Consider the following 26,414-nt stretch of genomic DNA (forward strand, 5'->3'; position numbering starts at 1 on the left):
GGAGAACATTTCGAGAGGGGCCGACGTGACCACCACCGCAGACAGCGCGACCATCACCGCACAAAGCCACTCCCCGAGCCGATTCGAGCAACCGCAAAGGGCACCGCGGCCGATGGACGACACCACGTCGGACTCCGAAGAGCACAAGCCGACTCGCTCGCTCCCGGGGCGCCCCCCGGGTATTCGCGCCGACAGTTCCGGACTCACCGACCGCCAGCGCCGCGTGATCGAAGTGATCCGGGATTCGGTGCAGCGGCGCGGATATCCACCGTCGATGCGGGAGATCGGGCAGGCCGTCGGGCTCTCCAGCACGTCGTCCGTCGCCCACCAGCTGATGGCGCTGGAGCGGAAGGGCTTCCTCCGCCGCGACCCGCACCGCCCGCGGGCGTACGAGGTGCGCGCCTCGGACCAGTCCACGAGCGCGGCGACCGAGACCGCCGGCAAGCCCGCGGCGTCCTACGTCCCGCTGGTCGGCCGGATCGCGGCCGGCGGCCCGATCCTCGCCGAGGAGTCCGTCGAGGACGTCTTCCCCCTCCCCCGCCAGTTGGTCGGCGACGGTGAGCTGTTCGTGCTGAAGGTCGTCGGCGACTCCATGATCGAGGCCGCGATCTGCGACGGCGACTGGGTCACCGTCCGCCGCCAGCCGGTCGCCGAGAACGGCGACATCGTCGCCGCGATGCTCGACGGCGAGGCGACCGTCAAGCGCTTCAAGCGCGAGGACGGCCACGTCTGGCTGCTGCCGCACAACGCCGCGTACCAGCCCATCCCCGGTGACGAGGCGACGATCCTCGGCAAGGTGGTCGCGGTGCTGCGCCGGGTCTGACCGCCCGGCCCCCACGACCGAGCCCCGGGACGGAACCACTGCGCCGGTTCCGTCCCGGGGCTCTGCGCTGTCCCGACGGGCCCGCTACTCCCCCGCCGCGTCCTCGCCCACGGCGGCCTTGGCCGCCTGGTCGATGCGGGCCAGTGAACCGCGGACCAGATTGCGGTCGGTGGTGTACCAGAAGTCCGGCATGGACTTGCGGAGGAAGGAGCCGTAGCGGGCCCGCTCCACTCGCGGGTCCAGCACCGCCACCACGCCGCGGTCCCCCGTGGCCCGCACCAGACGGCCCGCCCCCTGGGCCATCAACAGCGCGGCATGGGTCGCCGCGACCGCCATGAAGCCGTTGCCGCCGGCCTCCTCCACCGACTTCTGCCGGGCGCTCATCAACGGATCGTCCGGCCGCGGGAAGGGCACCCGGTCCATGACCACCAGCTGGCAGTTCGGCCCCGGCACGTCCACGCCCTGCCACAGCGACAGGGTCCCGAACAGGCACGTCCTGGCGTCCGCCGCGAACGTCCGGATCAGCTCGCCGAGGGTCTCCTCGCCCTGGAGCAGGACCGGGACGTCGAGCCGGCCGCGCATCGCCTCCGCCGCGGCCTGGGCGCCCCGCATCGACGAGAAGAGCCCCAGCGTCCGACCGCCGGCCGCCTCGATCAGCTCGGCGAGTTCGTCGAGCATGTCGTCGCGGCTGCCCTCCCGGCCGGGCTGGGCGAGGTGCTTGGCGACGTAGAGGATGCCCTGCTTGCCGTAGTCGAAGGGCGAGCCGACGTCGAGGCCCTTCCACACCGGCTCGTCCTCGCGCGCGGTGCCCTCCGGGCCCAGTCCCAGCGAGGCGGCCACGCCGTTGAAGTCACCGCCCAGCTTGAGGGTGGCGGAGGTCAGCACCACCGAACGGTCGGTGAAGAGCTTCTCCCGCAGCAGGCCGGAGACCGACAGCGGCGCCACCCGCAGCGACGCGCCGAACCGGTCGTGGCGCTCGTACCAGACCACGTCGTACTCGGAGCCGTTCACGATCCGCTCGGCGACGTCGTGGACGTTCTCCACCGCGGCCAGGGCCTGCTTGCGGACCGCGTCCTCGTCCTGGACGGACTTGTCGCGGGTCGAACCGAGGGCGACGATCACCGTGCGGGCCGCGTCCCGCAGCGCCATCAGGCAGTACCCCAGGTCCTCGGGGACCTCCTCCAGGCGGCCGGGCAGGGCCAGCTCCATCAGGCGCTCGAAGGTGTCCGAAGCGGTCTGGAGCTGATCGGCGACCTTCTCGTTGACCAACTTGGCGGCGCGGCGGACCGCCCGGCCGACCTGGCCGGGGGTGAGCTCGCCGGTGGCCACGCCGGTGACCCGGGAGACCAACTCGTGCGCCTCGTCGATGATCAGGACCTCGTGCTGCGGCAGGATCGGGGCGCCCTCGATGGCGTCGATCGCCAGCAGCGCGTGGTTGGTGATCACCACGTCGGCGAGTTTGGCCCGCTCCCGGGCCGCCTCGGCGAAGCACTCCGCGCCGTAGGCGCACTTCGAGGCGCCCAGGCACTCCCGGGAGGCGACCGAGACCTGGCCCCAGGCGCGGTCGGAGACGCCGGGGGTCAGGTCGTCGCGGTCGCCGGTCTCGGTCTCGTCCGCCCAGTCGCGCAGCCGCAGCAGGTCCTTGCCGAGCTTGCTGGTCGGCGTCGCCTGTTCGAAGACGTCGAAGAGGCCGTCCTCCTCTTCCTGCGGGACGCCCTCGTGGAGGCGGTGCAGGCAGAGGTAGTTCGAGCGGCCCTTGAGCATCGCGAACTGCGGCCGGCGACGCAGCTGGGGATGGAGCGCCTCGACCGTCCGCGGCAGATCGCGCTCGACGAGCTGGCGCTGGAGGGCCAAGGTGGCCGTGGCCACCACCACCCGCTCGCCGTGGGCCAGCGCCGGCACCAGATAGCCGAGGGACTTTCCGGTGCCGGTGCCGGCCTGGACCAGCAGGTGGGCCTGGTCGTCCACGGCGTCGGCGACAGCCTCGGCCATGGCCACCTGGCCGGGCCGCTCGGTGCCGCCGACGGCGGAGACGGCGGCGTGGAGCAGATCGGGGAGAGAGGGCTTCGTCATAGCGTCTGCAAGCCTACGCGGGACCACCGACAGCACGCGGCGGTCACGCGGCGTACAGGGGTCACGGACCGTACAGGGGATTGGGGACGGTGCCGTGGACGGCGGCGTGCGGGCGGTCGCGACGATCGCGGTAACCGTCCACGTGCAGCCGGTTGCGGTTCAGACACAGCCGCTCGATCTCCGGGGTGAGCAGGTCGAAGGTCTCCTGCCGCGCCTTGAGGCGCGGGAAGCGCTCGTGGTGGCGCAGGATCTCCGCCCGGACGAGCGACCAGAACTCCTCCTCGGGCACGCCCAGTTGGTCCTCGCACAGCGGCGCGAGGTAGCGGAAGACGCCGACGAAGAGGCCGGAGTGGATGAACTGGGTGAGGAACGCGGGGGGTTCGGTCAGCAGCACCGCCCGCACGTCGTCCGGCATGGCGTCGTGCTCGGGGAGCGGTTGGGCGCTGGTGTTCACGTCGTCGACGAAGTCCTTCATCGCCAGGCGGGTGGGGACGTCGTCCTCGTCGAAGACGACGATGGCGTTCTCGCCGTGCGGGGAGAAGACCGTGCCGTACTGGTAGAGGAAGTGCAGCAGCGGCGGCAGCAGGGCGGTGAACAGGTGGGCCAGCCAGGTCCGCGCGGGCAGGCCGGACCGGTGCACCAGCTCCGCGGTCAGCGCCCGGCCGGTCGGGTCGGTCTGGAGGAGGGAGGCCAGGGTGCGGGCCCGCTCCCCCGGGTCGAGGTGGTCGGCGAGCGGTTCCCGCCAGATGCAGCCGAGCAGTTCCTTGTACTGGTAGGGGACGCCGGGCAGCCGGTCGTAGAGGGGGTGCTCGACGGTGACGGAGGCGGTCTCGCCCAGCAGGATCACCCGGGTCTCGTCGCGCAGATACGTATCGCCGTCGCGCAGGCCGTGCACCCAGCTGGTGACGGCGGGGGCGGCGAGGGTGCGCTCGGTGGGCAGGCCGCGCCAGACCAGGGTGTTGAGGATGGACAGCGGGAGCTTGACGGTGCGGGCGTGGGGGCGGGTGAGGTTGAGGAAGGTGCGGATCGACTGCTGCGGGAGGCGGAGGTCGTCGTCGGCGGGGAGCGGGACGAGGGAGCCGTCGGCGAGCTGCGGGGCGAAGAGCGGGGCGATGGTCTCGTCCCACTGCCAGGGGTGGACGGGGAGGTAGAGGTAGTCGGCGGGGTCGTGGCCCGCGTCGGTGAGGGTGGTGGCGAAGGCGTGCCGGAGGGCGGGTGCGAGCTCCTCGCGGTAGAGGCGGTCGGGGGTGGCCAGGGCGGGGACGCCGCGGTAGTGGGCGAGGCTGCGGTGCGCGGCGAGCCAGGGCAGGCGCCGGGGGCTGCGGGCCTCGGGGGCCCAGGTCTCCGCGTCGGTCGCCGAGAAGCCGAGCCGGCCCTTGTTGGCGACGAGCCAGGGATGGCCGGTCTGGTGGCCTTCGAGGGCGGCGTAGTCGAGGTCGGCGAGTTCCGCGGCGCTCAGCGCGGTGGCGTCCAGGTGGGTGTCGGCGGCGAGGGTGGCGGTCAGTTCGCGGATGAGGTGGCCGGTGGTGTCGCCGGACAGGCCGAGGACGGTGTCATGGGCGTGGGTGAGGAAGCGCAGCGGGTCGGCGTGCGGGGTGATCGAGTGGGGGTCGATGCGCCAGTGGCCGTAGGAGCCCCTGCGGGCGGTGAAGCGGTAGGTGAGGTCGTCGGTGATCGGCAGGCGGTAGCGGGGGCTGCCGTCGGGGGCGGTGCCGTCGGGTTGCGGGGCCAGGATCTCCTCGTAGGCGAACTCCGCCAGGGTCTTGGCGAAGAGCCGGCGGGCGGCGCGCTGCCAGGCGTCGGACGCGGGACGTCCGGCGGGCGCGGGGGACGGGCCGGCGGCGGCCGGGCCGGGTCGGCCGGTGGGGACGGGGGGACGGGACACGGGAGACAAGGTGGGACTCCTCGGTACGGGACCGGCCCGGCACGTGCGGGGGACAACCGGGCCGGCGGGATGGATGGCGGACCGGACCGGGGCCGTCGACGGACGGCCCCGGGGTCAGAGCTGGTGGCGGTGGGCGCGGTCGCGGACCATCAGCGCCGCGCGCTTCTCCGGTAGGCGGATCTCCTCGGCGTAGCGGAAGCCGGCGCCCAGGAACGCCGCGACGGACGCGGTGTTGCGCAGGTCGGGTTCGGCGAGGACCCGGCCGCACCGGGGGCGCTGGTCGAGGACGAGGTCGGCGGTGACGCGCAGCAGCGCCGTGCCGAGGCCCCGGCCGCGGTCGCGGTCGGGCCCGATGAGCAGGTGGATGCCGGTGTCGTGCGGGCGGGCCGGGTAGTACCCGGCGAGGCGGTCCAGGTCGGCGCGGTAGATCTCCCAGTAGCTCATCGGGGCGCCGTCCAGGACGCCCAGACAGGGCACGCTGCGTCCGTCGCCGGCCAGTTGGGGACGCAGGTGGGCGGCGGTGATCTCCGAGGAGCCGGCCAACTCCCAGAAGGCGGCGACGGCGGGGTCGTTCATCCAGGCGGCGATCCGGTCGAGGTCGCGGTCCGGGTCCACGGGGACGAGGGCGAACGGCCCGGCGGGGGTGTCGGCCGGCGGCCAGTGGGCGAGGTCGTCCAGCAGCGGGCCCGCGGCCGGGATGGTGGCAGCGGGCGGCAGCGCGCCGGGGTCGGGCGCGGGCGGGTCGCCGAGGGTGTCGTCCGGCGCGGGGGTGAGGCCGGATTCGAGGGGTGACACGTGACGCACTCCTGTGGGGCTGGGTCGACGGGGACGACGGGGCCTAGGGCGCGAGCGGATTGGACAGGGTGACGTAGACGGATTGGGTGTCGACCGGGCCGACGAGTTCGTCCAGGCCGTGCAGGCGGGTCGCGAGGTTGGCCTTGCAGCGCAGCGTGCGAGCGGAGAGCAGCCGCTCCGGCAGCGTCGAGCGGTGGGCCCGGGGGGCCGCAGCGGCGTCGACGAGGAACCGCCGGAAGGCGGCGAGCAGGACCTCCTCGCGGATCAGGCGGGCCGCGCCGAACGCCCCGATGAGCCCGAAGACGTTGTTGATGCCGAGGTAGTAGGCGAAGCGCTCGTCGGTGACGTCGTCGGCGACGAAGGTGTCGCTGGCGGTGCCGACGCCGGGCAGTCGGCGCTCCAACTCGGCGCGGCGGGAGGCCCGGAAGTAGTAGCCCTGGTTGTCGCGGTAGCGGCCGCCGGCCGGCCAGCCGTCGGCGTCCAGCAGGACCAGGGTGTTCTGCTGATGGGCCTCCAGGGCGACGCCGGCCGTGCCGTCGAGCCAGAGGACGGGCCGGACGACGGTTTCGAGGTAGCGCAGGAACCACTCGATGGCCACCGGCCCGGCCGGCCGGCCGGTGCGGGAGCTGAGCGCGCCGACCACGCTCTCCAGGCGCGAGCGCATCGCGCCGTGGCCCGGCCAGGGGCGCGGGGCGGTGAGCCCGGCGATGCAGACGGCGTCCTCGGCGGGGCCGAAGGGCTGGTGGCGGATGACGACGTCGAGGCCCTGGACGGGGGTGCCGTCCGGTCCGTCGACGGCGAGGTACGCGGGGTCGCGGACGACGTCGAAGCCGGGCGTGCCGGGGAAGGCGGCCCGCCACTGCGCGGCCAGGCCGGTGCGCAGCAGCCGGTGGACCTCGACGCCGCGGAGCAGTTCCTTGCGGAGGTTCTCCCGGCGGGAGTTGGTGATGCGCAGTCCCAGGGAGAGCTTGAGCATCGCGGGTGCGCCGGGGCGGCAGACGGTGCGGACGGAGGAGGTGGGGTACCAGTGGGGTCCGTGCGGGCCGAGGTCGTGCAGCAGTCCGGCGGCGCGCAGGGCCGCGGTCTCGGGGCGGGCGGCGAGGTCCCGGGCCTGCCAGGGGTGCAGCGGCAGCGGCACGGTGCCGTCGGGCAACGGCAGCCCTTCGCCGGCGAGTTCGGCGGCGAGTTGGGCGGCCGGGACGGTGCGGCCGCGCTCGGTCCAGGCGGAGTCGGTGGCGACCGCGGAGGGGTGCACGGCCATCCAGTGCAGCGGGAAGGCGCCGCGGAGTTCGGGCGAGTAGGCGTGGGTCTCGGCTTCGGTGAGGCCCTCGCGGCTCTTGGGCGTGGGGTGCAGGGGGTGGCCCAGCAGGAGCGACTGCTCGGCTTCGAGGAAGCGGGAGCCCTGGTCCGCGGCGGGGTGGGCGCGCCGGTCGGCGATGAACAGGGCGGTGGTGCGGACGGAGTTGGCGACCCGGCCGACGAGTTCGGCGCCGTCGCCGTCCGGGGCCTGCGGGGCGTCGTCGTCGGCGGGCGGCCCGTCGCCGTCGGCGACCCGGTGCTCGCCGCCGTCGGAGGCCCGTCGGTCACCGTGGTGCGCGGCCTCGCGGCGCAGGAGGGCGGCGAGGGTGACGGCGTCCAGCGGGGCGGAGCCGGGCGGGGTGCCTTCGAGGGTGGGGGCGCCCAGGCGGTGCCAGCCGGTGGGTGACCAGTAGCGGACGGGGATGTGCAGGGCGGCGGCGCTGGCGTGCAGGGCCAGGCGCAGCCGGCCGGCGGCCGGGCGGGGCGTGCCGTGCTCGCGGAGCCAGCAGCGGAGCAGGTTCTCGATGCCGGCGGCGTCGGCGGCGGCGGCCGGGTCGGGGTGGTCGAGGGGGTCGGCGTCGGGGTGGCGCACGGGGTCGTACGGGTCGGGCTCGCGGTGGTCGGCGGCGGGGGTCTGCTGGTGGCAGGTGTCGTCGCCGGGGCGGCGCTGTTGACGGGGGACGGACTCGATGAGGCCGGCGCCCGGGTGGTGGGCGGGGAATCGTTCGGTCGCCTGGGTGCCGTCGGGACCGGGGCGTTCGTTCATGCGGGGGTGCCTCGCAGGGTGGTGGGTGGCGAGCCCAGGGGCCCGGGAGTGGCGCGGACGGCCGCCGCGATGGCGTCGGCGAGGCGGTCGAGGACCGCGTCCGCCTGTTCGTCGGTGAGGGTCAGGGGCGGCAGCAGGCGAATGACGGCGGAGTGCCGGCCGCCGAGTTCGACGATCAGGCCGCGGTCCAGGCAGGCCCGTTGGACGGCGGCGGCGAGGGCCGGGTCGGCGGGTCGGGCGCCCAGGGCGTCGGCGGCGCCGTCCCGGTCGACGATCTCGACGCCGAGCATCAGGCCGCGGCCGCGGACGTCACCGATGCAGTCGTGGGCGGCGGCGAGGTCGCGGAGCCGGCCGAGCATCGTGGCGCCGAGCTCGGCGGCGCGGGCGGCGAGGCCGTTGCGGCGGACGTAGGCGAGGGTGGCGGTGCCGGCGGCCATGGCGAGTTGGTTGCCGCGGAAGGTGCCGGCGTGCGCGCCGGGGCGCCAGGCGTCCAGTTCCTCGCGGTAGACGATGACGGCGAGCGGGAGGCTGCCGCCGATGGCCTTGGAGAGCACCAGGACGTCGGGCACGATGCCACTCTGTTCGACGGCCCAGAAGGTGCCGGTGCGGCCGACGCCGGTCTGCACCTCGTCGACGATGAGCGGGACGTCGCGGGCGGCGGTGAGCTCCCGCATCCGGCGCAGCCAGCCGACCGGCGCGGGGATCACGCCGCCCTCGCCCTGGACCGGTTCGAGGATCATCCCGGCGGGCCGGGGCACCCCGCCCTTGGGGTCGTCGAGGAGGTTCTCGGTGAAGCGCGCGGAGAGTTCGGCGCCGTGCTCGCCGCCGACGCCGAAGGGGCAGCGGTAGGCGTACGGGTAGGGCAGCCGGGTCACGCCGGGGTGGCGGGCGCCCCCGGAGGCGGCCAGGGCGTCCGCGGTCATGCCGTGGTAGGCGCCGGAGAAGGCCGCCAGGCCGTCCCGTCCGGTGGCGGTGCGGACGAGGGTGAAGGCGGCCTCGACGGCGTCGGTACCGGCCGGGCCGCAGAACTGGATCCGTCCCTTTTCGGCCAACTCGCCGGGCAGGGTGGCGAACAGCTCGGTGGTGAAGGCGTCCTTGACCGGGGTGGCCAGGTCGAGGACGTGCAGCGGCGCGCCGGAGTCGAGGACGGCGCGGACGGCTTCCAGGACCACGGGGTGGTTGTGGCCCAGGGCCAGGGTGCCGGCTCCGGAGAGGCAGTCGAGGTAGCGCCGGCCGTCGGCGCCCTCGATGGTCAGCCCGCGGGCGCGCACCGGGACGATCGGCAGCGAGCGCGCGTAGGTGCGGGCGGCGGACTCACGCAGGGCCTGGCGGCGCAGGATCCCCTCGTGGGCCGGCGGCACGGCCGCCGGCACGGATTCGGTCAACGCCACGGCAGTTGTGTCCTCCTGCTGGTGAACGGCTGGTATACCGCGCGGGCCCGACCGGCGGCCCGGCCGTCCCCCGTACGTACCAACGACGCCGGCCGCACGGGAACACGGCCGACGGCAAGATCCTTGCCGGCCGGGAACCGGGGCCCCGGGTACCGCCGTCCCTGCGAACACCGGCATAGTGGGGGGCTGCACCCGGATCTTGCGGTTCATGACAAGGCCCTGACCGGGGCACCGCTCACGAGCCCTACCGGCTCCGTCCGTTTGACACAGGGGGAGAACCACCCATGCGATCGATACGTCGGCCCGTGCTGGCCGCCGCCGCCCTCACCGCCGTGGTGGCGCTCACCGCGACGGGCTGCGGGCCCTCGGGCGACAACGCGGACGCCAAGCCGTCCGAGTCGGCCCAGGACACCGCGGGCGGAGGTGCGATCAAGATCCCCAAGGAGCTCCAGGACAAGCTCAAGGAACACGGCGTCGACCTGGACAAGTGGAAGAACGGCGAGTGGAAGAACTGGGACAAGGACACCTGGCTCCGCGAGGCCGGCGAGTTCATCAACCCGGTCATCAAGAACTTCTGGAACCCGGACAAGATCGGTAAGGTCAAGCCCCCGCAGGACCCGAGCAAGATCTCGGACATCACCGAGGACCAGGGCAAGACGGACCCGGAGCCGACCGCGGTGCCCGCGCAGGCGGTCAAGACCCCGTACACCTCCACCGCGCCGGGCGTCGGCCTGCTGCTCTTCAGCACGCCGCAGGGTGAGTCCCGTTGCTCCGCCACCGTCGTCAAGGACCCGGCGCACCCGGGCAAGTCCAACCTCGTGTGGACTGCTGCGCACTGCGTGCACGCCGGCAAGAACGGCGGTTGGTACCGGAACATGATGTTCGTCCCGAACTTCAACCGGACCGGCGTCTCGGCCGCCCAGATGAAGACCACGCCCTACGAGGACCGGGTCCCGTCGGGCAAGTGGTGGGCGGACGACATGGCGACGACCAAGGAGTGGATCGCCGGCGGCGGCGCCGTTCCGGGCGTGCCGATGGCCCCGTACGACTTCGCGCTGATGCACGTGAAGCCGGAGGAGAGCACCGGCGGCAAGTCGCTGGAGGAGATGGCCGGCGGCGCGTACGCGGTGGACTTCGGCGCCCCGGCGATGTCGAAGATCCCGAGCCTGACGGCGCAGGGCTACCCGGCCGAGGCCCCGTTCGACGGTGCGGCGCAGCAGTCCTGCACCGACAAGCCCAGCCGGCTGACGATGGACGCCAAGAAGCCGACGATGTACCGGATCGGCTGCACCATGACCGGCGGTTCGTCCGGTGGCCCCTGGTTCATCAAGGGCTCCGACGGTCAGCCGGTGCTGATCTCGAACACCTCGATGGGGCCGCGTCCGGCCCAGTGGCTGGCCGGTCCGCACCTGGGCACCGAGGCCAAGTCGATCTTCGACGCGATGAGCAAGAAGTGGGCCAACCAGCAGTAGGGACCCACTAGGTGGCGCCGGGTCACGGCGCCACCCCGCCGCGCGGTCCGCTCCGCTCGGCGCACGACGAAGGCCCGCCCCCGATGATCCGGGGGCGGGCCTTCGTCACGTGCGCGTGGCGGTGCGCTCCGCGGCCGTCAACCGGCCGTCAGGCAGCCGTCAGGCAGCCGTCAGGCAGCCGGGGCGAACGACCGGAATTCGGCGGCCAGTTCCTCGTGGACGCGAGCCTTGAGGACCGTGCCGTCGGCGGTGTGCTCCTCGGAGAGGACCTCGCCCTCGGCGTGCGCCCGGGACACCAGGGCACCCTGGGTGTAGGGCACCAGCACCTCGATCTCGACCTGCGGGCGCGGGAGTTCCTCATCGAGCAGGGTCAACAGCTCGGTGATGCCCTCGCCGGTGCGGGCGGAGACCACCAGGGCGCGCTTCTCCTGGCGCAGCAGCCGCTGGAGCGTCAACGGGTCGGCCGCGTCGGCCTTGTTGACCACGACGATCTCGGGCACCTCGGTGGCGCCCACGTCGCGGATCACCTCGCGGACCGCCGCCAGCTGCTCCTCCGGCACCGGGTGCGAGCCGTCGACCACGTGCAGGATGAGGTCGGCGTCGGCGACCTCCTCCATGGTGGAGCGGAACGCCTCGACGAGGTGGTGCGGCAGGTGGCGGACGAAGCCGACGGTGTCGGCGAGGGTGTAGAGCCGCCCGCTGGGGGTCTCGGCCCGCCGGACCGTCGGGTCCAGGGTGGCGAACAGGGCGTTCTCCACCAGGACGCCGGCGCCGGTGAGGCGGTTGAGCAGGGAGGACTTGCCGGCGTTGGTGTAGCCGGCGATGGCGACCGAGGGGACCTTGTTGCGCCGGCGCTCCTGGCGCTTGACGTCCCGGCCGGTCTTCATCTCCGCGATCTCCCGGCGCATCTTCGCCATCTTCTCGCGGATCCGCCGCCGGTCCGTCTCGATCTTGGTCTCACCGGGACCACGGGTGGCCATGCCGCCGCCCGCCGAACCGGAGCCGCCGCCACCCATCTGCCGGGACAGCGACTGGCCCCAACCACGGAGCCTGGGCAGCATGTACTGCATCTGTGCCAGCGAGACCTGCGCCTTGCCCTCCCGGGACTTGGCGTGCTGGGCGAAGATGTCGAGGATCAGGGCGGTCCGGTCGACCACCTTGACCTTGACGACGTCCTCCAGGTGGATCAGCTGGCCCGGGGAGAGCTCACCGTCGCAGACCACGGTGTCGGCCCCGGATTCGAGGACGATGTCACGCAGCTCCAGGGCCTTGCCGGAGCCGATGTAGGTGGCCGGGTCCGGCTTGTCGCGGCGCTGGATGACGCCGTCGAGCACCATCGCACCGGCGGTCTCGGCCAGCGCGGCCAGCTCGGCGAGGGAGTTCTCCGCCTCCTGCACCGTCCCGGACGTCCAGACGCCGACCAGCACCACGCGCTCCAGGCGCAGCTGTCGGTACTCGACCTCGGTGACGTCCTCGAGCTCGGTGGAGAGCCCGGCGACGCGGCGCAGTGCCGCGCGTGCGGAGCGGTCGTACTGGTCGCCGTCGCGCTCCCCGTCGATCTCGTGGCTCCAGGCGACGTCCTCTTCCATCAGGGCGTCGGCCCGAAGGCTCTCGGGGAGGCGCTGCCGGTCCTGCGGAAGGGAAGAAGAGGAGGTCATTTGATCCTTTGTGTCGTTGGGAGCCCCCGGGGACCGGTCGGTCCCGCCGGGACTGGTTGACTGTGCCGTTCGCTGTGTCAACGTCCGGGCCGGCCCGGAGATTCCCGGGCGTCGACCCGGGCCGACCGGATGATGGTCGCACGGCCGGGAGACGGGCGTCACGCGGGTTTTCCGGTGCTTTCGGCGGGGTTCCCGTGCGGGCCCGGCGGCTCCCGCACGGGCCGCGGGGCGCCCGCCCCGACCGCGGTCACGCCTTGTGGAGGTGCGGCGCACCCGGCGTGACGGCGACCCGCGGCGCCGGTTGCGGCGTCTTGCCGTCCGCCGCGGCCTGCTTGGCCGCCTGCGGCTTCCACTCGGGGTGTCCGGGCATCGGCGGGGTCTTGGCCCCGTAGAGCCACTCCCAGAAGAAGCCGGAGAGGTTGTGGCCGTAGATGTCGGAGGCCAGCGAGATGAAGTCGGCGGTGCCGGCCGAACCGTCGTGGTGTTTGGCCACCCACTCCCGTTCCAGACGGTCGAAGCCGGCCTTGCCCATCTTGTGCTGCAGGGCGTACAGGACCAGGGCGCTGCCGTCGTAGATCACCGGCCGGAAGATGCCGATCTTGCGGCCCTGGTCGGGGAGCTTGGGCAGGGCCGGCGGGCCACCCTCCGCGCGCCACCCGTCGGACGCCTGGTAGGCCCGCTGCATCCGGGCTTCCAGGGAGGCCCGCGGGCCGCCCTTCTCCTGGGCGTAGAGCGCCTCGTACCAGGTGGCGTGGGCCTCGTTGAGCCAGACGTCGGACCACCGGCGGGGGCTGACGCTGTCGCCGAACCACTGGTGGGACAGCTCGTGCACCATCACCGACTCCACGTACCAGTCCGGCACTTGGGTGGTGGTGAACAGCCGCTTCTCGAAGAGCGAGAGCGTCTGCGTCTCCAGCTCGAAGCCGGTGCTGGCGTCGGCCATCAGCACCCCGTACGTCTCGAACGGGTACGGGCCGACCTTCTGCTCCATCCAGGCCACCTGGTCCGGCGTCTTGGCGAGCCAGCGGGCGAGCGCGCCGCGGGAGCCGGCCGGGACGACGTCGCGCAGCGGCAGCCCGTGCGGACCGCGGTGCGTCACCACGCTGGAGCGGCCGATGGACACCTGCGCGAGTTCGGTGGCCATGGGGTGGGCGGTGCGGTAGGTCCAGGTGCGGCGCGGGCCACGGGTGCCCTCGCCGACGGGCAGCCCGTTGGCGACGACCGTCAGCCCCTGGGGGGCGGTGACGTGGAAGGTGAAGTAGGCCTTGTCGGACGGGTGGTCGTTGCAGGGGAAGACCCGGTGGGCGGCGTCGGCCTGATTGGCCATCGCCAGTCCGTCGGTGGTGCGGATCCAGCCGCCGTTGCCCTTGCCGCGCGGGTCGCTGGTGTGGTGGACGACGATGCGGAGCTTCTGCCCGGGGGTGATGTGCGCGGCCGGGGTGAGCACGAGGTCCTCGCCGGCCTGTTGGTGCGCGGCGGGCCGGCCGTCGATCTGGACGGAGCGCACGGCGCCGTCGGCGAAGTCGAGGTTGAGTTGTTCGAGGGTGGCGGTGGCCTCGGCGTTGATCACGGTGACCGCGTCGATCGGGCGGTCGTTGTGGCCCGAGTAGTCGAGGGAGATGTCGTACGAGGTGACGTGGTAGCCGGGGTTGCCGAGGAAGGGGAAGAGGCGGTCGCCGATGCCCTGCGGTTCGGCGGGCTGCGGGGCGGCCGCGGCGACGGTGGCGGCGATCGCGAGGCCGAGGGCGGCGACCCGGCGGGGCGTCCGGCCGTGGCGGGCGCCGGGGCGCCGGCCGGCGGTGGCGTCCGCGGAACGGTCGGTGGTGCGGTCAAAAGCGGTCCCGTCGGGCTCGCGGGACGGGCGGCGCAAGGGAAGCGACATGGGCTACCGCTATCAGCGCGGCCCGCCCGCCCGTGGACGGCACGTCAGCACGGCACCCGAACGAGCGGCACCTCGGCCATCCGGCTTGCGCCCGCGCGCCGGATCTGACCCCGGTCCTGCCCGCGGGTGTCCGGGGGCTAGGAACGCACCGTCGTGGTGGCCCGGACCACGTCGAAGACGCCCGGTACGTCGCGCATCGCGCGCATCAGGGAGGGCAGGCCGGCGGCGTTGGGCAGGTGGAGGGTGTAGGTGTGCCGGACCAGTTGCTCGTGCGGGGGTTCGACGGCAGCGGAGACCACGGCGGCGCCCTGGGCGGCGATCGCCTCGGTCAGGTCGGGCAGCAGGTGCGGCCGGCTGAACGCCTCGGCCAGCAGCGTCACCCGGCAGCCGGGGCCGCCCGGGCCGGCGCCGCGCCAGCGCACCCCGACCGGTTGCCGCCCCATCGCCGCCATCCTGGCCACCGCGGGGCACAGGGCGCGGTGGACGGTGACCGCGCCGCCGCGGACCGCGAAGCCGGTGACGGTGTCCGGCGGCACCGGCGTGCAGCAGCCGGCCAGGCGGACGGCCGCGCCGGGCAGGTCGGCCACCGCGAGGCCGGAGGCGGTGGCGGCGTGGTCCGGGCCGGTGAGCCGCCCGCCGCGCCCGCCGGCCGGCACCCGACGGCGTTCGGTGCGGCGGCCGGCGGGCGTGGCGGGCGGCTCGCCGGTGTCCTGTGGGCGGGCCAGCCATCGGGAGATGGCGAGCCGGGCGGCGGGGGTGCGCGCGTGGTCGAGCCACTGCGGCGAGGGGCCGGCGGAGTCCTGGGCCATCAGCAGGTGGAGGCTGTCGCCGTCCCGCAGGACGGTGCCGAGGGTGACCAGGCGGCCGTTGACGCGGGCGCCGATGCAGCCGTGCCCCGCGTCGCCGTGCCGGGCGTAGGCCGCGTCCACGCAACTCGCCCCGGCGGGCAGTCCGATCGTGCCGCCGGGGTCGTCCGCGGCGGCGCCGGTGCAGAAGACGGTGATCTCGCCCTCCTGGGCGAGGTCGTCGCGGAGCGAGGTCCAGAAGGTGTCCGGATCGGGGGTGGTGCGCTGCCAGGTCAGCAGCCGGTCGAGCCAGCCGGGGCGGGTCGGGTCGGCCCGCTCGCCCTCGGGGGCGTCGGCGCCGTCGGTGGGGACGTGCGGATCGCCCAGGGCGATCACCCCGGCCTCGGCGACCCGGTGCATGCGGTGGGTGCGGATCAGGGTTTCGGCGACGTCGCCGGTCTCGCCGCTGATGGCGGTGTGCAGCGACTGGTAGAGGTTGAACTTGGGGGTCGCGATGAAGTCCTTGAACTCCGAGACCACCGGGGTGAAGCAGGTGTGCAGTTCGCCGAGGACGGCGTAGCAGTCGGCGTCCTCGGCGACCAGGACCAGCAGGCGCCCCAGGTCCGCGGCGGTGAGCCGGCCGCGGGCCAGCAGGACCCGGTGCACGGAGACGAAGTGCCGCGGTCGGACGAGGACTTGGGCCTCGATGCCGGCGTCGGCGAGGATCGCGCGGGCCCGGGCGGCGAGCGCGGCGAGCGGGTCGGGGCGGCCGGCGTACGAGGCGACGAGGTGCCGGGTCGCGGTGTACTCCTCGGGGTGCAGGACCGCGAAGACCATGTCCTCCAGCTCGGTCTTGAGCGCCTGGACGCCGAGGCGCTCGGCGAGCGGGATCAGCACGTCCCGGGTGACCCCGGCGATCCGGGCCTGCTTCTCCGGGCGCATCACGCCGAGGGTGCGCATGTTGTGCAGCCGGTCGGCGAGTTTGATGGACATCACCCGGACGTCGTTGCCGGTGGCGACGAGCATCTTGCGGAAGGTCTCCGGCTCGGCGGCGGCGCCGTAGTCGACCTTCTCCAGTTTGGTGACGCCGTCGACCAGGTAGCAGACCTCGGCGCCGAACTCCGTGCGCACCTGGTCGAGGGTCATGTCGGTGTCCTCGACGGTGTCGTGGAGCAGGGAGGCGGTCAACGTGGTGGTTTCCGCGCCGAGTTCGGCGAGGATCAGGGTCACCGCGAGCGGGTGGGTGATGTACGGCTCGCCGCTCTTGCGCGTCTGACCGCGGTGCGAGGACTCGGCGCGCTGGTACGCCTTGCTGAGGATGTCCAGGTCGGCGTCGGGGTGGTGGCGGCGGTGCACCTTGGCGACGTGTTCCAGGGCGTCCGGGAGGCCGTCGCGGGCGGCCGGGCCGAGGAGGGCGGCACGGCCGATGCGGCGCAGCCCCCGGAGCGCCGGCCGGGGGCGGCCGCGCCTGCGATCCGCTGCTTCAGGGTTTCCAGGATTCGTGGCCTCTGCGCTCATGGGCACCTCCGGCGGCGTCGACCGGCGGTGGGAGGCCGTCAGTTCGGGCGCCCGGGCCGGTGCTTGATGCTACCGAGCCCATCACGCAGCGCTGTCCACCTCTCGCTCAGCGTGAAACGGATCACCCATTCGAGGGAAGTTTCTGGCCGGAATCGTTTCTCCTCGCCGAAACCGTTTCCCCTGGTCGAGGGGCGTGCTCCGGCGCTCGCGGCCCGTACCCGTCAGCCGGCGAGTGCGCCCGCCAGCCACTCCGGTGCGAAGGTGCCCTCGGCGACGATCACGGCCGGCCCGGTCATCTCGACCGTGCCGTCCGGCAGCTCGGTGATGGTCAGGCTGCCGCCGAGGACGTCGACGGTGTACGTGACCGGGGTGCCGGTCGCGGCCGGGTCCAGGCCGTCCCGGCGGGCGGTGGCGACGGCCACCGCGCAGGCGCCGGTGCCGCAGGAACGGGTCTCGCCGGAGCCGCGCTCGTGGACCCGCATCGCCACGTGGCGCGGTCCGCGGTCCACGACGAACTCGATGTTGACGCCGTGCGGGTAGACCGCGGCCGGGCTGAACTGCGGTTGTGCGCGCAGCTCCCCGGCGTGCGCCAGGTCCTCGACGAACGCGACGGCGTGCGGATTGCCCATGTTGACGTTGCGGGCCGGCCAACTGCGCCCGTCGACCTCGACCACCACGCCGTCCTCGGGGAGCGCGGCGCGCCCCATGGCGACGGTGACGTCACCGGTCTTGGCGAGGTGCACGCGGAGCACTCCGGCGCGGGTGGCGATCGCCACGTCGCCGGCCTCGACCAGCTCGGCGTGCAGGAGGTAGCGGGCGAAGACCCGCAGGCCGTTGCCGCACATCTCGGCGATCGAGCCGTCGCCGTTGCGGTAGTCCATGAACCACTCGGCCTCGTCGGCCAGCGCCCGCGCGTCGGGGTGCGCGGCGGACCGCACCACGTGCAGCAGTCCGTCGCCGCCCACTCCGGCACGGCGGTCGCAGATCCGGGCGACGGCGGTCGCGGGCAGGTCGAGCCGGCCGTCCGGATCCGGGACGATCACGAAGTCGTTCTCGGTGCCGTGGCCCTTGAGGAAGGCGATGCGCTGCGTGCTGGTCACCCCTGAATCCTACGGCCAGCGCGGCGCGCCGGCCGGACGGGGCGGGGCCCGGCGACGGACCGGGCCGCGGGCCTCAGCGGAGGCGGGCCACCCGCCAGATGGCCAGCGCCGCGAGGACGGCGACCACGGCGGCGTAGAGGAGGACCACCCGCCAGTCCGCGCGGCGGCCGGAACCGCGGACCGGCAGGCCGGGCCAGGTGTGGCCGACCCGGCGGGCCGCCATCATGCCGGTGCCGGCGGCGCAGCAGCACAACAGCAGGCCGAGCATCGCGATGACCGCGCCGCCGTCGCCGCCGAACTCGAAGGCCAACGGGAAGGCGAACATCAGCGAGCCGAGGGCGGCCAGCGCCACGATCGGGGCGAGCTGCCACAGCCGCAGCCGCCGGGGCGGGCGCAGGTCGCGGAAGGACTCGCCGCCCTCGGGGGACGGGCCCGGCTCGGCGTCGGGGCCGTCCGAGGCGTCGAGGGTGGCCGGGGGACCGTCGGGGAGGCCGTCGGCGTCGTGGACCGGCGGGCCGTCCTCGGCCGGCGGTGCGGTTCCGGCGCCGTCCTGGTCCGGTTGTTGGGCACGGTTGCGCGGGCTGGCCTCCATTGCCACGCGCCCTCCCCACTGCCAGATTGCACGCCTCGATCGAAGGTCGATGATGACACGCCCTCAGCGACCCGGATGACGGCCGGAGCGTCCCGATGCCATGACGTGATCAGGCTGTGACCGGTCGTTCGAGCAACCCCAGTGCCAGGGGCGCGAGGTCGGCCCGGCGGTCGGCGGCCCCGCTGAGCCAGTGGACCCTCGGGTCACGGCGGAACCACGAGTCCTGGCGGCGGGCGAAGCGCTTAGTGGCGCGCACCGTCTCGTCGCGCGCGGCCTGCTCGGTGCACTCCCCCGCCAGGTAGCCGAGCACCTGCTGGTAGCCGAGCGCCCGCGAGGCGGTCCGGCCCTCGCGCAGCCCCTCGGCGGCCAGCCGCCGCACCTCGTCGACCAGGCCGGCCTCCCACATCCGGTCGACCCGGGTGGCGATGCGCTCGTCGAGCTCGGGGCGCTCGACGTCCACGCCGATCTGCAGGGTGTCGTAGACCGCTTCGTGGCCGGGGAGGTTGGCGGTGAACGGGCGGCCGGTGATCTCGATGACCTCCAGCGCGCGCACGATCCGGCGGCCGTTGCCGGCCAGGATCGCGCGGCCGGCCTCCGGGTCGGCGGCGGCGAGCCGGGCATGCAGGGCGCCGCTGCCCAGTTCGGCGAGCTCGGCCTCCAGGCGGGCCCGGACCGCGGGGTCGGTGCCGGGGAACTCCAGGGCGTCGAGGGCGCCACGGACGTAGAGGCCGGAGCCGCCGACCAGGACCGGGGTGCGGCCCTCGGCGAGCAGCCGGTCGATCTCGGCGCGGGCGAGCCGCTGGTACTCGGCGACGTTGGCGGCGCGGGTGACGTCCCAGATGTCGAGGAGGCGGTGCGGCACGCCCTGCTGTTCCTCGGGGGTGAGCTTGGCGGTGCCGATGTCCATGCCCCGGTAGAGCTGCATCGAGTCGGCGTTGATCACTTCGCCGCCGAGGTGCTGGGCGAGCGCGACGCCCAGGTCGGACTTTCCGGCCGCGGTGGGGCCGACGACGGCGATGACCCGGGGGGTGGGGACGACGGTGTTCACCCCGTCAGTCTCGCAAACCTCGCCCGGTCATCTCGAACGAGCGACGTGACGGGGCGCGGACGGCGTCGTTGCCTGTTGCGAGATCCCGAATGCCGGTGCGCTGCCGGGGCCCGTCGGGCGGCGCAAGGTGACGCTCCGGGCGACGCGGGATTTCCCCCACACAAGGTGCGTAGGAGCAAGTTATGGGCGTGTTTTCGCGGTTCCGCCGGCGCAAGTCCGACGCGGCGGAGGAGAGTGCCGCGACGGCCGCGGCGGAGGCTGCGGCGGAGGGGACGCCGGGGGCGGACGAGGCCGCCGCCCCGGAAGCGGCGGAGTCGGGTGCGCCGGCGGAGGCTGCGGCGGAGCCCGCGACGGCCGACGCCGCGGAGGCGCCGGAGGCCGTGGTGACGGACTCCCCGGCCGAGCCGGGCGAGCCGGTCGAACCGGTCGAACCGGTCGAACCGGTCGGGGAGCCTGCGGCGGACGGTGCGGCCGGCGCGGAGGGCGCCGGGGCCACGGCGGAGGCCGACTCGGCGGAGCGGGCGGAAGCGGCGCCGGAGCCGGCCGGGTCGGGTCCGGTGGAGGGCGGCGCCGCGATCCCGCGGCAGCAGTCGGTGCCGACCGCGGTGGACAGCGAGGCCGGCGAGGGCGCGCAGAAGTAGCCGCTCGACGCGAGGGCGCGGCGGACCGGGAGCCGGTGAGGCTCCCGGTCCGCCGCGCCCTCGCGTGCGGTGCGGGTGGCGTGCGCCGCCGGTGTGGTTACGTCCAGGCCGCCACGGCGTAGCCGACGCCGTACGGGGCCTCCTCGTGCAGCAGCTGGCCGCGCAGCCCGGCGCCCTCGGCGGCGCCCGCCAGGACCTGCCAGCTGGACCGCCCGGACACCATGAGGTCGGCGGCGAGCCGCTCGTCCAGGGCGGCCAGGGCGGCGGTGTCGGCGGCCCCCAGGGCGCGGGCCGCGCCGGCGTCGAACGCCTCGGCCCGCTCGTCGAAGTAGCCGGGGGCCTTGACGGAGCGGCGGGCGCTGCCGTCGCCGAGCACCAGCAGGGCCACCCGGGGCGCGGATCCGGCGAGCTCACGGCCCAGCGGACGGCAGCGGTCGCCGGGCAGGGACTCGGGCACGCCGAACCCTTCCACGGGCACCTCCCACCGGTCCGCGCGGGACAGCAGCCAGGCGCCGACGGCCAGCGCGGGCGGCAGCTGCGGCCCGCCCGACGGCGTCGGACCGGCGGCCCCCAACGTGACGTCGAGGTCCACCCCGAAGCCGCGGAAGGAGCCGGTGGAACCCTGCGGATACCGGGCCTCGGCGGTCCCGTCGGTGGTCGGGGCGAGCACGACCAGCCGGTCGGGACGGGCCGCGGCGAGCACCCCGAGCGCGTCCCGGCAGGCGGCCCGCACCGGGTCCAGTTCCGGTGCGGCGCCCGTGGCGACCTCGGGGACGAGCAGCGGCGGGCAGGGGCAGATGGCTGCGGCAACGAGCATGCACGCAGCGTAACGCCCGGGTCGCCGCCCGGGTCCTGGGGTGGCCGGGGTCAGTCGCAGCCGCAGCCGCCCGCGGCGGCCGGCAGCGGCTCGGGGACGCCGACCTTCGGCAGGCCCAGCAGCACCCCGGCCGACGCGGCGGCCTGCGCGGTGTCCTTGGCGTTGCGCTTCTCCCAGGCGTCGCCGGCACGGGTACGGCGCACGCCGAGCACCTCGCCCTCGGCCAGGAGGTGGTGCGGGGCGGCGTAGGTGATCTCGACGGTGACCACGTCACCGGGGCGCACCGGCTCGTCCGGCTTGGTGAAGTGGACCAGGCGGTTGTCGGGGGCGCGGCCGGAGAGGCGGTGGGTGGCGCCGTCCTTGCGGCCCTCGCCCTCCGCGACCATCAGCTCCAGGGTGCGGCCGACCTGCTTCTTGTTCTCGCTCCAGGAGATCTCCTCCTGGAGGGCGACCAGGCGCTCGTAGCGGGCCTGCACGACCTCCTTGGGGATCTGGTCGGCCATCTCGGCGGCCGGGGTGCCGGGCCGCTTGGAGTACTGGAAGGTGAACGCCTGGGCGAAGCGTGCCTCGCGGACGACGTGCAGGGTCTGCTCGAAGTCCTCCTCGGTCTCGCCGGGGAAGCCGACGATGATGTCGGTGGTGAGTGCCGCGTGCGGGATGGCGGCGCGCACCTTCTCGATGATGCCGAGGTAGCGCTCCTGGCGGTACGAGCGGCGCATCGCCTTCAGGACGGTGTCGGACCCCGACTGCAGCGGCATGTGCAGCTGCGGCATCACGTTGGGCGTCTCGGCCATCGCCGCGATCACGTCGTCGGTGAAGTCGCGCGGGTGCGGGGAGGTGAAGCGGACCCGCTCCAGCCCCTCGATCGCGCCGCAGGCCCGCAGCAGCTTGCTGAACGCCTCGCGGTCGCCCATGTCGGAGCCGTAGGCGTTGACGTTCTGGCCGAGCAGGGTGATCTCGGAGACGCCCTCGGCGACCAGCGCCTCGACCTCGGCGAGGATCTCGCCGGGGCGGCGGTCCTTCTCCTTGCCGCGCAGCGCCGGGACGATGCAGAAGGTGCAGGTGTTGTTGCAGCCGACGGAGATGGAGACCCAGGCCGCGTAGGCGCTCTCGCGGCGGGTGGGCAGCGTGGAGGGGAACGCCTCCAGCGACTCGGCGATCTCGACCTGCGCCTCCTCCTGGACGCGGGCGCGCTCCAGGAGGACCGGCAGCTTGCCGATGTTGTGCGTGCCGAAGACGACGTCCACCCAGGGCGCCTTCTTCACGATGGTGTCGCGGTCCTTCTGGGCCAGGCAGCCGCCGACCGCGATCTGCATGCCGGGGCGGCGGGCCTTCATCGGCGCGAGCCGGCCGAGGTTGCCGTACAGCCGGTTGTCGGCGTTCTCCCGCACCGCGCAGGTGTTGAAGACGACGACGTCCGCTTCGCCCTCGCCGGTGCCCTCCGGGGCCCGTACGTAGCCCGCGTCCTCCAACAGGCCCGAGAGCCGTTCGGAGTCATGGACGTTCATCTGGCACCCGTAGGTGCGCACCTCGTACGTTTTCACTTCGGCCACTGCTCCACCGGGCACGTCGTTACCGCTCACCCGTCCAGGGTACGGGCTCCCGGCGGGGCGTTCGGCGGCCTGCTACGCGCGGCGGTACCACGGGGCGGTGTCGGGCTCAGGCCGCGGCGAAGCGGGCCTGCGGCGCGCCGTGCAGCCGGCCCGGGGGCAGCTTCCTGCCGAAGGCGACCAGGAGGAGGTCCTGGGCGGCGCCGCGGAGCGCGGTGCCGGTGCCGTAGGACCAGTCGAGGTCGTCGGCGTGCAGGGCGACGCCGTCGAGGTCGGCGCCGAAGAACTTCGTGCCGCGCGGGGTGAGGCCGTCGAGCAGGACGCGCAGCCGGTCCTCGGGGACGCGGCGGTCCAGGCCGAGCGGGACGGCGATGTCGAGGCCGTGCACGACGTCGTGGCCCAGGGCCGCCGCCAGGCCGCCGACGGGTGGCGTCCAGGGGTGGTGCGCGTGGTCCCGCAGGGCCGCGGCGAGGGCCGCCGGCGTCAGGGCGGCGGCGTCCTGGCGGGCGCACCGGTCGGTCATCCGGTCCAGGCTGCCGCGGGCCTTGAGGAGCTCGACGGCGAGCGTGCGCAGTGGGCGGCGGAAGCCCAGCGACATGTGGGCGGCGACCTCCCGGACCCGCCAGCCCGCGCACAGCGAGGGCGCGTCCCACTGCGCGGGGGTGAGGGTGTCCAGCAGGTCGGCCAGTTCGCGGCGTTCGGCGGCGATCGCGGCGCGGATGTCCATCGGTGCTCCCCCTGTCCGGTGCGGCCCGGGTGTGCGGTGGGCCGCTCGTCCTCCAGGCTGGTGGGGGAGCAGTCATAAGTCCAAGACTTGGTTCTTCTGGTCACTAGAATCGCTGGTTATGGAACTGCGGCAGCTGCGCTACTTCGTGGCGGTGGCGGAGGAAGCCAACTTCACCCGGGCCGCGGCCCGTCTGCACCTGGCGCAGCCGGGGGTCAGCGCGCAGGTCCGGCAGCTCGAACGGGAGCTGGGGGAAACGCTGCTGGACCGCTCGGGCCGGTCGGTGACGCTGACCGAGGTGGGCGCGGCGGTGCTGCCGTACGCGCGGGCGGCGCTGGCCGCCGTCGAGGGTGCGCGGCAGACCGTGGCGGAGTTCACGGGGCTGCTGCGCGGCCACGTGGCCTTCGGGCTGGTGTCGGGGGCCGACGCGGGCTGGGAGGGCCGGGCGGTGTCGCTGTTGGCGGACTTCCACGACGCGCATCCCCAGGTGGACGTCGCCGTCACCACGGACGGTTCGGAACGGATGCTCCTCGCCCTGCAGCGCGGGGAGTTGGACCTGGCGCTGCTGGGGACCGCCGAGGCGGAGCCCCCGGCGGGCCTGTCGTTCCGGATCGTCGTGGACGAGGCGCTGGTCGCGGCGGTCGCCCCGGACAGCCCGCTGCTGGCGGTCGCACAGGACGGGCGGATCCCGCCGGCGGCGCTGCGCGACCAGCCGTTGATCTGCCTGCCGCGCGGCACCGGGGTCCGCGGGGTGCTGGAGCGGGTCTGTGCCGACGCCGGGTTCCGGCCGCGGATCGCGTTCGAGGCGGCCGCGCCGAAGCTGCTCGCCGGGCTCGCGGCCCGCGGTCTGGGCGTGGCGGTCGTGCCGGCGCCGGCCGCCGCGAGGGCCGAGGGGGTGCGGACGCTGGAGTTCGACGGGGCCCGGCCGCGTGGCCGGATCGCGTTGGCGTGGCGGGCCGACGGGCCGGCCGGGCCGGCGGCCAGGGCGCTGCTGGACCACCTGCGGGCGGCCTTGGGAACACCGGGCCGCAAGGGTGATCGGGCGGCGGCGAAGCCGTAACCTTCCGGACCCTCCCGTCGGGGCCTGCGGACTGGCAGGATCTCGCCCATGGCGATACTCCCCCGCCCTGGCCGGCGCCGGGCGCTGACCTCGGCTGCCGCGGCCCTGGCCCTCCTCGGGCTGGTGCTGTGGTGTCTGCAGCCGGGCGGGGCCGCCGCGCCCCGTGGTCGGGTGACGCTGGCCACCGGCGTGCCGACCGGGGTGTACGCGCGCTACGGGGAGTTGCTGAAGGACGACGTCGCGCGGGACCTGCCGGGCGTGGACCTGCGGCTCCTGCGGAGCGAGGGGTCGATCGACAACCTGCGTCAACTGGCCACCGGGCGGGCGGCGTTCACCATCGCGACCGCGGACGCGGTGGCCGACTACCAGGCCCGGCACGAGTCCGGCGCGGACCGGCTGCGGGCCTGTGCCCGGCTCTACGACGACTACATGCAGCTGGTGGTGCCCCGGGGCTCCGCGGTGGGTTCGGCCCGTGCCCTGAAGGGGCTGCGGGTGGGCGTCGGCTCGGACGGGTCGGGCGTCCAGCTCATCACCCGGCGGCTGCTGGAGGCGGCGGGGCTGGACTTCGCCGCCGACATCACCCCGGTGCGGGTGGGCATCGACCGGATGCCGAGCATGCTGGAGCACGGGCAGATCGACGCGTTCTTCTGGTCGGGCGGGCTGCCGACGCTGGCGGTGCAGCAGTTGGCGCAGCGGTTCCCGGTGCGGTTGGTGCAGCTCGGGGACCTGATCCCGGCCCTGCACCGGCAGGGCGAGTCGACCCGCTACTACCGGGCGGCGGTGATGCCGGCCGACGCGTATCCGCGGGTGCAGAACGGCGAGGCGGTGAAGACGATCGCGGTGGCGAACCTGCTGGTGACCACGGACCGGGAGGACGCCGCGCTGACGTTCGGGATCACCAAGGCCGTGATCAACAGCCGGGACGCGATCGGGCACGTGGTGCACGCGGCGCAGAACGTGGACCTGCGGACGGCGGTGTTCACCGATCCGCTGCCGTTGCACGCCGGCGCCCGGGAGTACTACGTCTCGGCCAAGCAGTGACGGCGGCGGTGCGCACGGCGCGTCCGGGTGGCGGCGTCGGCGCGCCGCGGCGCGGGGGCCGACCGCTCAGGGGGCGTTGCGCGGGACCGAGACGGTGACCTCCAGGCCGTGCGGCGGGTGCGGCGCGTAGTCGATGGTGGCGCCGCCGGCCGCGAGCAGTGCGCGGGTGATGGACAGGCCCAGGCCGGAGCCCGAGACGTTCTGGTGGCGGCTGCTGCGCCAGAAGCGGTCGCCGATCCGGGCCAGTTCGTCCTCGGTGAGCCCGGGGCCGCGGTCGGCGACGGTGACGGTGACGCGTTCGCCGTCGGGGGCCACGGCCACCGTGACGGGTTCTCCGGCCGGGGTGAACTTCAGGGCGTTGTCGACCACCGCGTCCAGGGCGCTGGAGAGGGCCACCGGGTCGGCCCAGCCGGTGACCGCGGGGTGGCCCTCGTAGCTGAGGCGGACGCCCCGGTCCTCGGCGAGCGGGCGCCAGGCGTCGACGCGTTCGACGGTCAGCGCCGCGATGTCGGTGAGGTGGAGGTCGGCGGCGGTGTGCTCGGCGAGCGCCAGGTCGAGGAGGTCTTCCAGGACCCGGGCCAGCCGCTTGCCCTCGGTGCGCACCGAGGCGATCTCCTCGTTGCCCTCGGGGAGTTCGAGGGCCAGCAGCTCGATCCGCAGCAGCAGCGCGGAGAGCGGGTTGCGCAGTTGGTGCGAGGCGTCGGCGACGAAGGCCCGCTGCTGCTCCAGGACGTCCTCGACGTGGTCGGCCATCTCGTTGAACGAGCGTGCCAGCCGGCGGAGTTCGGGCGGTCCCGCGGTGGCGGCGACCCGGGCCTTCATCAGGCCGGTGGCGATGTCGTGGCTGGCCGCGTCGAGCACCCGCACGGGCCGCAGCACCCAGCCGGTGAGCCGGAACGCCGCCGCGACGGCCACCAGCATGGCCGCGCACTCGCCGGCCGCGATCAGCAGCCAGCCGTGCAGGATGCGACTGCGCATCTGCCCGGTGGGCGAGTCGGTGACGACCACGGCGACCACGTCGCCGTCCCGGACGACGGGCGAGGCGACCGCGATCCGGCCGGTGTCGTCCCAGGGCCAGACCTGGTGCGGGTCGTGGCTGCGGCGGCCGGCCAGCGCCTCGCTGAACGCCTGGGCGCCCTCGCCGTCGGCGGGCACCGTCAGGTCCCGCGGGGCGGCGGCCATCGGGGTGCGGTCGCGGTAGAAGACGCCGGCGCGGATCCCGTAGAGCTCTTGGTAGCGCAGGAGTTCGGCGCGCAGGGTGGCCAGCCGTTCGTCCTCCTCGGGGGTCTTGCTGCCGGCGGCGGCGCTGGGGCGGGCGGTGACGAACTGGGCGAGGGAGGCGAACCGGGCGGCGTCGTCGATCCGGTCGACCACCACCTTCTGCTGCTCCACCCCGGCGGTGATCACGCCGAGCGGGACGCCGAGCGCGAGCAGCACGCCGGCCATCAGCACGATGAGGAGCGGGAGGAGTCGGGTGTGCACGGGGCCGGGCAG

General features: G+C 74.4%; 20 protein-coding genes. 5 read left to right on the top strand and 15 right to left on the bottom strand.

Features of this window, described 5'->3' with window-relative positions; genetic code table 11:
* Positions 1 to 25 precede the first annotated feature (25 nt).
* Entirely contained in the window at positions 26 to 823 is a 798-nt protein-coding gene (gene lexA, locus ACLJT4_RS34830) for a transcriptional repressor LexA (RefSeq protein WP_411128608.1), read from the top strand.
* Positions 824 to 907: 84 nt separating this feature from the next.
* On the opposite strand, the gene ACLJT4_RS34835 is transcribed toward lexA, so the two are convergent.
* The 5 genes from ACLJT4_RS34835 to ACLJT4_RS34855 form a co-directional block, all read right to left on the bottom strand.
* Positions 908 to 2,896, bottom strand: a complete 1,989-nt coding sequence (locus ACLJT4_RS34835) for an ATP-dependent DNA helicase (protein ID WP_044379918.1) — start codon at positions 2,894 to 2,896, stop codon at positions 908 to 910.
* Positions 2,897 to 2,957: 61 nt separating this feature from the next.
* Positions 2,958 to 4,781 (bottom strand): IucA/IucC family protein, encoded by a 1,824-nt coding sequence (locus ACLJT4_RS34840; protein WP_411128610.1) that lies wholly within the window; start codon positions 4,779 to 4,781, stop codon positions 2,958 to 2,960.
* Between the two features lie 114 nt (positions 4,782 to 4,895).
* Positions 4,896 to 5,576, bottom strand: a complete 681-nt coding sequence (locus ACLJT4_RS34845) for a GNAT family N-acetyltransferase (RefSeq protein WP_411128612.1) — start codon at positions 5,574 to 5,576, stop codon at positions 4,896 to 4,898.
* A gap of 43 nt (positions 5,577 to 5,619) precedes the next feature.
* Positions 5,620 to 7,641 carry an IucA/IucC family protein gene (locus ACLJT4_RS34850; RefSeq protein WP_411128614.1) on the bottom strand — a complete coding sequence of 674 codons (2,022 nt, stop codon included), beginning with the start codon at positions 7,639 to 7,641 and terminating at the stop codon, positions 5,620 to 5,622.
* Positions 7,638 to 9,032, bottom strand: a complete 1,395-nt coding sequence (locus ACLJT4_RS34855; RefSeq protein ID WP_411128616.1) for a diaminobutyrate--2-oxoglutarate transaminase family protein — start codon at positions 9,030 to 9,032, stop codon at positions 7,638 to 7,640. The genes ACLJT4_RS34850 and ACLJT4_RS34855 overlap by 4 nt, the downstream gene beginning before the upstream one ends.
* 284 nt (positions 9,033 to 9,316) lie before the next feature.
* Between ACLJT4_RS34855 and ACLJT4_RS34860 the strand changes: the two genes are divergently transcribed.
* The gene (locus ACLJT4_RS34860; RefSeq protein ID WP_275462643.1) at positions 9,317 to 10,504 is read left to right on the top strand and encodes a trypsin-like serine peptidase; all 1,188 of its coding nucleotides are present in this window, start codon (positions 9,317 to 9,319) and stop codon (positions 10,502 to 10,504) included.
* Between the two features lie 170 nt (positions 10,505 to 10,674).
* Here ACLJT4_RS34860 and hflX read toward each other — a convergent pair whose 3' ends face one another.
* The 6 genes from hflX to miaA all read right to left on the bottom strand — a co-directional run bounded on the left by hflX (position 10,675) and on the right by miaA (position 19,087).
* Positions 10,675 to 12,162, bottom strand: coding sequence for a GTPase HflX (hflX, locus tag ACLJT4_RS34865; protein WP_411128618.1), 1,488 nt, complete (start codon positions 12,160 to 12,162; stop codon positions 10,675 to 10,677).
* A 247-nt stretch (positions 12,163 to 12,409) separates the two neighbouring features.
* On the bottom strand, positions 12,410 to 14,044 hold the full coding sequence (locus ACLJT4_RS34870) for a M1 family metallopeptidase (RefSeq protein ID WP_411128620.1): 1,635 nt from the start codon (positions 14,042 to 14,044) through the stop codon (positions 12,410 to 12,412).
* A 137-nt stretch (positions 14,045 to 14,181) separates the two neighbouring features.
* Positions 14,182 to 16,347 (bottom strand): RelA/SpoT family protein, encoded by a 2,166-nt coding sequence (locus tag ACLJT4_RS34875; protein WP_411128622.1) that lies wholly within the window; start codon positions 16,345 to 16,347, stop codon positions 14,182 to 14,184.
* A gap of 221 nt (positions 16,348 to 16,568) precedes the next feature.
* Positions 16,569 to 17,447 (bottom strand): diaminopimelate epimerase, encoded by an 879-nt coding sequence (gene dapF / locus ACLJT4_RS34880; protein WP_411128624.1) that lies wholly within the window; start codon positions 17,445 to 17,447, stop codon positions 16,569 to 16,571.
* Between the two features lie 73 nt (positions 17,448 to 17,520).
* Positions 17,521 to 18,039 (bottom strand): hypothetical protein, encoded by a 519-nt coding sequence (locus ACLJT4_RS34885; RefSeq protein ID WP_411128702.1) that lies wholly within the window; start codon positions 18,037 to 18,039, stop codon positions 17,521 to 17,523.
* A gap of 109 nt (positions 18,040 to 18,148) precedes the next feature.
* Positions 18,149 to 19,087, bottom strand: a complete 939-nt coding sequence (gene miaA / locus ACLJT4_RS34890; protein WP_411128626.1) for a tRNA (adenosine(37)-N6)-dimethylallyltransferase MiaA — start codon at positions 19,085 to 19,087, stop codon at positions 18,149 to 18,151.
* 182 nt (positions 19,088 to 19,269) lie between these two features.
* Between miaA and ACLJT4_RS34895 the strand changes: the two genes are divergently transcribed.
* On the top strand, positions 19,270 to 19,728 hold the full coding sequence (locus ACLJT4_RS34895; RefSeq protein ID WP_411128628.1) for a hypothetical protein: 459 nt from the start codon (positions 19,270 to 19,272) through the stop codon (positions 19,726 to 19,728).
* Positions 19,729 to 19,825: 97 nt separating this feature from the next.
* On the opposite strand, the gene ACLJT4_RS34900 is transcribed toward ACLJT4_RS34895, so the two are convergent.
* The 3 genes from ACLJT4_RS34900 to ACLJT4_RS34910 form a co-directional block, all read right to left on the bottom strand.
* Complete coding sequence (locus ACLJT4_RS34900; protein WP_411128630.1) at positions 19,826 to 20,545, bottom strand: class III extradiol dioxygenase subunit B-like domain-containing protein; 720 nt, start codon at positions 20,543 to 20,545, stop codon at positions 19,826 to 19,828.
* Positions 20,546 to 20,595: 50 nt separating this feature from the next.
* On the bottom strand, positions 20,596 to 22,113 hold the full coding sequence (gene miaB, locus ACLJT4_RS34905; RefSeq protein ID WP_411128704.1) for a tRNA (N6-isopentenyl adenosine(37)-C2)-methylthiotransferase MiaB: 1,518 nt from the start codon (positions 22,111 to 22,113) through the stop codon (positions 20,596 to 20,598).
* A gap of 91 nt (positions 22,114 to 22,204) precedes the next feature.
* Entirely contained in the window at positions 22,205 to 22,822 is a 618-nt protein-coding gene (locus ACLJT4_RS34910) for a maleylpyruvate isomerase family mycothiol-dependent enzyme (protein WP_233660288.1), read from the bottom strand.
* A gap of 118 nt (positions 22,823 to 22,940) precedes the next feature.
* Between ACLJT4_RS34910 and ACLJT4_RS34915 the strand changes: the two genes are divergently transcribed.
* Together ACLJT4_RS34915 and ACLJT4_RS34920 are read left to right on the top strand one after the other, a co-directional pair.
* A complete protein-coding gene (locus ACLJT4_RS34915; RefSeq protein ID WP_411128632.1) occupies positions 22,941 to 23,879 on the top strand; it encodes a LysR family transcriptional regulator in 939 nt (312 codons plus the stop codon).
* A gap of 48 nt (positions 23,880 to 23,927) precedes the next feature.
* Positions 23,928 to 24,920 (top strand): TAXI family TRAP transporter solute-binding subunit, encoded by a 993-nt coding sequence (locus ACLJT4_RS34920; RefSeq protein WP_411128634.1) that lies wholly within the window; start codon positions 23,928 to 23,930, stop codon positions 24,918 to 24,920.
* Positions 24,921 to 24,986: 66 nt separating this feature from the next.
* Here the strand turns inward: ACLJT4_RS34920 and ACLJT4_RS34925 are convergent, their stop codons facing one another.
* Complete coding sequence (locus tag ACLJT4_RS34925; RefSeq protein ID WP_411128636.1) at positions 24,987 to 26,402, bottom strand: ATP-binding protein; 1,416 nt, start codon at positions 26,400 to 26,402, stop codon at positions 24,987 to 24,989.
* Between the last annotated feature and the right edge of the window lie 12 nt (positions 26,403 to 26,414).

It is taken from the genome of Streptomyces sp. x-19, from assembly GCF_046549115.1.
Classification (GTDB): domain Bacteria; phylum Actinomycetota; class Actinomycetes; order Streptomycetales; family Streptomycetaceae; genus Streptomyces; species Streptomyces albulus_C.